The 5,883-nt window shown below is 64.3% G+C and carries 7 protein-coding genes and 1 tRNA gene; 6 read left to right on the top strand and 2 right to left on the bottom strand.

The window, feature by feature from the left end:
* Together ACKODO_RS10160 and ACKODO_RS10155 are read right to left on the bottom strand one after the other, a co-directional pair.
* Positions 1-389 (bottom strand): hypothetical protein (locus tag ACKODO_RS10160; protein WP_408983322.1); only part of this gene is annotated, 389 nt, incomplete at its 3' end.
* A gap of 170 nt (positions 390-559) precedes the next feature.
* Positions 560-649 (bottom strand) — tRNA-Ser (locus ACKODO_RS10155).
* Positions 650-797: 148 nt separating this feature from the next.
* Between ACKODO_RS10155 and ACKODO_RS10150 the strand changes: the two genes are divergently transcribed.
* The 6 genes from ACKODO_RS10150 to ACKODO_RS10125 form a co-directional block, all read left to right on the top strand.
* Complete coding sequence (locus ACKODO_RS10150; RefSeq protein WP_408983321.1) at positions 798-1,202, top strand: hypothetical protein; 405 nt, start codon at positions 798-800, stop codon at positions 1,200-1,202.
* Between the two features lie 160 nt (positions 1,203-1,362).
* On the top strand, positions 1,363-2,469 hold the full coding sequence (locus ACKODO_RS10145; RefSeq protein ID WP_408983320.1) for a septal ring lytic transglycosylase RlpA family protein: 1,107 nt from the start codon (positions 1,363-1,365) through the stop codon (positions 2,467-2,469).
* Positions 2,470-2,557: 88 nt separating this feature from the next.
* Positions 2,558-3,859, top strand: coding sequence for a D-alanyl-D-alanine carboxypeptidase family protein (locus ACKODO_RS10140; RefSeq protein WP_408983319.1), 1,302 nt, complete (start codon positions 2,558-2,560; stop codon positions 3,857-3,859).
* A 3-nt stretch (positions 3,860-3,862) separates the two neighbouring features.
* A complete protein-coding gene (gene tmk / locus ACKODO_RS10135) occupies positions 3,863-4,504 on the top strand; it encodes a dTMP kinase (protein WP_408983318.1) in 642 nt (213 codons plus the stop codon).
* Positions 4,504-5,607, top strand: coding sequence for a DNA polymerase III subunit delta' (locus ACKODO_RS10130; protein ID WP_408983317.1), 1,104 nt, complete (start codon positions 4,504-4,506; stop codon positions 5,605-5,607). Before tmk ends, ACKODO_RS10130 begins: the two co-directional genes overlap by 1 nt.
* A 67-nt stretch (positions 5,608-5,674) precedes the next feature.
* Positions 5,675-5,883: class I tRNA ligase family protein (locus ACKODO_RS10125; RefSeq protein WP_408983316.1), on the top strand; the 209-nt coding region annotated here is incomplete at its 3' end.

Below are 5,883 nucleotides of genomic sequence, written 5' to 3'. Positions count from 1 at the left end.
GCATCAAGATGTCCCGCCAATGTCTCAGGGGTCAGCTTCGGGGCGACAGCAATCCGACCCTCGTCGACAGCGCGATTGAACCCTTTAACAGCCGCCCACATTTCCGGAGAGCCGGGGTTCCTATGGAAGCCGTCGATGAAGAGTTGGTAGACCTCTTTCGAAAGCGCCACGGCTTCGATCTGGTCTAGCGCCCTAGGCCCCGCCGCAACACTGGCTATGTGCTTGTCAATTTGCACCCGCGCGGCCGCAGTGCGCAGCTTCGCCAGATTATCGTTGGCTGTGCGCAGCGAGAACTTGATGATCCCCAACCGGGTCACTTTGGCGACAAACGTCGCTTCAGGTGTTTTCGCATCCCCGGGGAGGGTAAGGAGGAGTTCCCTCCCGACCATCACTGGCTTTAGCCTCGCGGGAACCCGCTCTTGAAACTGTTGGTTTCTGCTGTCTCTGCGCCGGGTAGGCCGGGTCATTCTTAGCACCATGTATACCGCTCCTGTACCTCAGTTGAGCGGCTCTAGGTATCTGATATCTCGTATCTATCTTGAAATCAAAGCCAAATTTCTGGCGGATGGGGTGAGATTCGAACTCACGGTGGACTTGCGCCCACGGCGGTTTTCAAGACCGCTGCCTTAAACCACTCGGCCACCCATCCCGCGAGCCCTTCGTTGAACCATTCGGCCTGGACTGGCAAGCCTTTCGCGCAACATGCCATTCGCGCATGACGCTGGAACGCTCAGTCACTGATCCGACCGGCGAACACTGACGTAGGTGGTTCGTTGCGGCAAGAACAGGACTGATCCATGCGCATCCTTCCGACGATCCTTCTTTCGGCCCTCCTCGCGGCACCCATGGCGCAGGCGAATTCCTCCGCAGAAGGGAAGCAACTCGTGACAGGCGAGGAAATGCGTCGGCTGGTCACCCAGAACCGGTTCTTCCTGTCCGCCCCCTTCGGCGGGGAATTGCCGCTCACCTATTATGTCGATGGCCGTGTCGATGGCTCTGGCGAGGCAGTGGGCCTCGGCCGCTGGCTCGCGCCGACCGACCAGGGCCGCTGGTGGATCGCGGGCAATCAGCTCTGCCAGCAATGGGAACAATGGTATAATGGCAGAAAATTCTGTTTCACGCTGGAAAAGGATGGCCCCGGTGCCGTGATCTGGCGGCGCGACGACGGATATTCCGGTCGCGCCCGGCTTGCGCGCCGTTAACGTTTTGGCAACCCAGCGGGCGCTGCCCGCTTGACCATCGCCTGGAACCCGCTTACCTGCCGAGAATGGTAGTGGTTGGTTAAGCCGAACCACCGCTTTTTTGTCTTTCGGGAGTGGGTCCGCCTCGGCGTGGCCCGGGGCAAGTCGGGGGCCAGAGCCGATGACGGACCAGCGCGAGCGATCCTCCTTCACCCGTCCGGGTCGTCACCCTGCGCTGATCGGCAAGCTCGGTGCCGTGACTGCCCTTGCCCTCGTCGTCGCCAATTGTTCTCAATCGCCCCGGAGCTCGGGTCATCATCATTCGCGCGAGATCGGGGCCTTCTCCGATCCAAAATATGGAAAGGCCAGCCCGCGCGTGGTGGGTCTGGACGAGACCGCGCCGAAAGGCGGCGGGCGTTTCCAGATCGGTCGCCCCTATACCGTGGCAGGCAAGCGCTATGTGCCCCGCGAGAAGCCCGATGGCTTTTCCCAGACGGGCCACGCTTCCTGGTATGGCATCGCCTTCCATGGCCGGAAGACTGCCAATGGCGAGATCTATGATCGCAACATGGTTTCCGCCGCGCATCCCACGATGCCGCTGCCGTCCTACGCCAGGGTGACCAACACACTGAACAACCATTCGATCATCGTGCGTGTGAATGATCGCGGGCCGTATCACGGCAATCGCGTGATTGATCTTTCCGAGCGCACCGCGAGCCTGCTTGGCTTCAAGCATATCGGCACAACGCGCGTGCGAGTGCATTACATGGGCCCGGCTTCGCTTGCCGGATCGGATGACCAGCGTCTGGTGGCTTCGTTGCGCACCAATGGCCCGGCAAGTATGCCGAATCAGCTGCGTGGCGATCCGGTCATGGTCGCCTCGGCTGCACCGGTCGCGAGCGCGGCTCCAGGCATCCGGCAGCCCCCCGCGGCCGAGCGGGCGCTGGGCTTCACCGCCCCGGAATCCGCGCCGACTTCACTGCCGCAGGCTTTTTCCACGCCGCCTTCTCCTCCGCCGAATGTCATCATGGCAGCCCGTTTCACGCCGGCGCCGGATCTGCCGGTTCCCCCGTCGCGTCCGTTTGATCTCGAAACGATCGGTGGCGCGGCGCGACCGCTGGCACCGGCTGGTCTTTTGCCGGGTGGCAATGGTCGCCTGCCGAAGGCTTCGCCCATCGAGCTTGCCTTGTCGGATATGTCCGGTCTGCTCACGCGGTTTGGCAGCGCAGCCAGCGGCGAGCAGCACTGGATCAGGACCCCGCTCCAGGCGGTCCCAACCGGTCAGTAAACTCAATCCCAAGCAATCCCGCGGTTTGGCCATCTGCGCTCCAAGTTGAGCGTTGATTCCCGTGTGGCTTGGCGTCACAAGGTCTGACATGTCTCGTTTCGGCGACCGGACCGGATTTCTGCGCGCGAGCTTCCGATGGCTCCTGCGGCTCATGCTCCTGTGCCTCGCCGGCATGGGCATCGCCCATGCTCAGGGAACGGATCGCAATGCCTCGTTCGAGACGGCCGCGAAACAGGCGCTTCTGCTCGATTTCGAGACGCGGACCATCCTGTTCGAGCGCAACGCCGACCAGAGCATCCATCCCGCGGGTCTCGTGAAGATCATGACGGCCGCTCTGGCTTTCCGCGAACTGAAGGAAGGCCGCTTGAGGCTGGAACAGGACATGATCGCCTCCACCGATGCCTGGCGGCGCGGCGGCGCGGTCGCGGGTGGTCCGAACATGCTGATCACGCCGAACAAGGTGGTGAAGGTCGGGGAATTGCTGACTGGCCTTGTCGTCGGCTCGGCCAATGATGCCGCGATCGTGCTCGCGGAGAACATTTCCGGCACCGAGGCGCGCTTTACCGAGGCCATGAACGCCCATGCCCGCGATCTCGGTCTTGGCAATACGCGCTTTGCGAACGCGACGGGCCTTGGCCCCGGCGACAACCAGCGCACGACCCTGCGGGATATGGTCAATCTCTCTGCCTATCTCATTAAAAATCATCCAGAAAACTATGGCCTCTTCGCGCAGCGCGACATGCCCTTCGGCCGGAACCGGCAGCAGAGCCGCAATCCGCTCCTGACCATGGAGGTCGGCGCGGACGGGCTTCTCACCGGCACGACGCCTACGGGCACGCATCAGCTTGTGGGCTCCGCAATGCAGGAGGGGCGGCGGCTGATCGTGGCCGTGGCGGGGTTGGAAACGGTGCAGGAGCGCGCGCTGGAAGCGCGAAAGCTGCTGGAATGGGGCTTCCGCCGCTTTGAATTGCGCTCGCTTTTCCCTGCGGGAACGCGGGTAGGCGAGGCAACGGTCTATGGCGGCGCCTCCGGCTTCGTGCCGCTGAAGGTGGCGGAGGATCTGCGCCTTCCGGTTCTGCGCGCCAGCCAGAACCAGGCCAGCCTGCGTATTGCCTATCGCGGTCCCGTTCTGGCGCCGATCGCCGAGGGGCAGGCGATCGCAAAGCTCGAGATTCTCGTCGAGAACCGGGTGATCCGCACCGTGCCGCTCGTGGCGGCCGAGGCGGTGCCGAAGGGTTCGGTTCTCGCCCGCGCGCAGGATGCCGCGCTCGAACTCTCGCGGCAGGGCTTCCTCAAGGCGTTCCGCTGGCTTGGCGAGAAGGTCGGCTTCGGGTCGCGTGCTCCGGTGGAGCCGGCTGCGCCCACCAGGCCGCAGGCTTCGGCGGGGTGAGGCATGCGTGGCATCTTCATCACCTTCGAGGGCGGCGAGGGGGCGGGAAAATCGACCCAGATCCGCCGTCTCGCGGCCGTGCTCGAAAGCTATGGCCTGAGTGTCACGCTCACGCGCGAGCCCGGCGGCACGCCGCTGGCCGAGGCCATTCGCGGGCTGATCCTCACGCATGAGGCGGCTTCGGAGGATGGGCTGACACAGGCCCTGCTTTTTGCAGCTGCGCGGCGCGACCATGTGCTGCGTGTCATCCGCCCCGCGCTGGCGGCCGGTCATGTCGTGCTCTGCGATCGCTTCGCGGATTCCAGCCGTGCCTATCAGGGCGGGAAGGTGCCGGATGCGATGCTGGAGCAGGTGATCGCGCTGGGGACGGATGGCCTCGTGCCTGATCTGACCTTCCTGCTCGACGTCAATGCCGAACTGGGTCTTGAGCGTGCGCGCTCGCGCTTCACCGGCGTGGAGGACACTTTCGAGAGGTCGAATCTCGCCTTTCATCGCGAGGTGCGGCGGCGCTTCCATGCGATTGCCGCCAGCGAACCACATCGCTTCATCGTCATCGATGCCTCGCAGGACGAGGCTTATGTGGCGGAATCCATCCGCCTCGCGGTGCGCCAGCGCATCTTCGCTGTGCCGGGGGTTGGCGAGTGATGGAGCGCGTGGAATTCCTGCCACCCGAGCCCGGCGAATGGCCGGAAATCGACCGCATTGCGGATATCCCGCATCCGCGCGAGATGCTGAGCCTTCTCGGGCAGGCGGCGGCGGAACGGCAATTCCTGCAGGGCTACACGAGCGGCAAGCTGCACCACGCCTTCCTGCTCGCGGGGGCCGAGGGCACGGGCAAGGCGACCTTCGCCTATCGCGCCGCACGCTTCCTGTTCGAGGAGGGCACGCGCGAGAGCGCGGCCGATGCGCTGTTTGAAGCGCCCCCGCCGGAGAGCCTCGGGGTGGGCGCATCCGCCAGGGCGACGCAGCTGATCGCGCGGGAATCGCATCCCGATCTCGCCGTGCTGAAGCGCCGCTACGATTCCAAGGTCAAGCGCTTCCGCGCCGAGATCAATGTCGAGGAAACGCGCGACGCGCTGCAATTGCTCACGAAAACCGCGGCGTTCGGCGGCTGGCGCGTGGTCATCATCGATGCTGCGGATGACCTGAACATTTCGAGCGCCAACGCCCTGCTCAAGACCCTGGAAGAGCCGCCGGCGAAGACGGTGTTCTTTCTCGTGGCGCATCAGCCGGGACGTTTGCTGCCGACCATCCGTTCGCGCTGCCAGCGCATCGATTTCGAACCGCTTTCGGCGGAGGACCTCGCGACTCTTCTCAATGCTTTCGGGCGTCCCGTGCCGGATTCCTCGGCGCTGGAGATCGGCTCGGAAGGCTCCATCCGGCGCGCCCTGCGGAAAGGGTCGGGCGGGGCGGCGCGGATGACGCTCGCGGTCGAGCGCGTGCTCGCGAGCCTGCCGAGGCCTTCCGCGAAAGAGATCGAGGCTGTCACCGAACCCTTGCGCGGCGGCGCGGATGGTCTTGAGGCACTCTCGGATCTCATGGACGAAATCGAACGCTTCCTCGCCTGCGAGGCCCGCGCACGTCTCTCCCGGCCGCACCCCAATGCCGCGATGGCCGATGTGGCCGAGCTCTGGTCGAAGCTCCAAGACGAGGCGCGCAAGGTGGAGGCGCTGAACCTCGATCGCCGCGCTTTCGCGATGCGCGCGCTGGATGAACTCTCGGTGCTGGTTTCCGGCGCGGAGCGCTGATAGAAATCAGAAGACACGGGCGGAAAGCCAGAGTCCCGTTGAGTTTGCAAGGTTTTCACGTGATCCCATGGCCCAAGAACGCTTCTTTCTGACCACCGCGATCTCCTATCCGAATGGCAAGCCGCATCTCGGCCATGCCTATGAGCTCATCGCCTCGGATGCGATCGCGCGTTTCATGCGGCTGGATGGCAAGGATGTGTTCTTCCTCACGGGCACCGACGAGCATGGCCTGAAGATGGTTCAGACCGCCGAGCGCGAAGGGCTCCCCGTGCGCGA

Source organism: Rhabdaerophilum sp. (assembly GCF_046092605.1).
Classification (GTDB): domain Bacteria; phylum Pseudomonadota; class Alphaproteobacteria; order Rhizobiales; family Beijerinckiaceae; genus Rhabdaerophilum.
The sequence above is the reverse complement of the archived record's forward strand: the minus strand, read 5'-3'. Positions and strand labels throughout refer to the sequence as shown.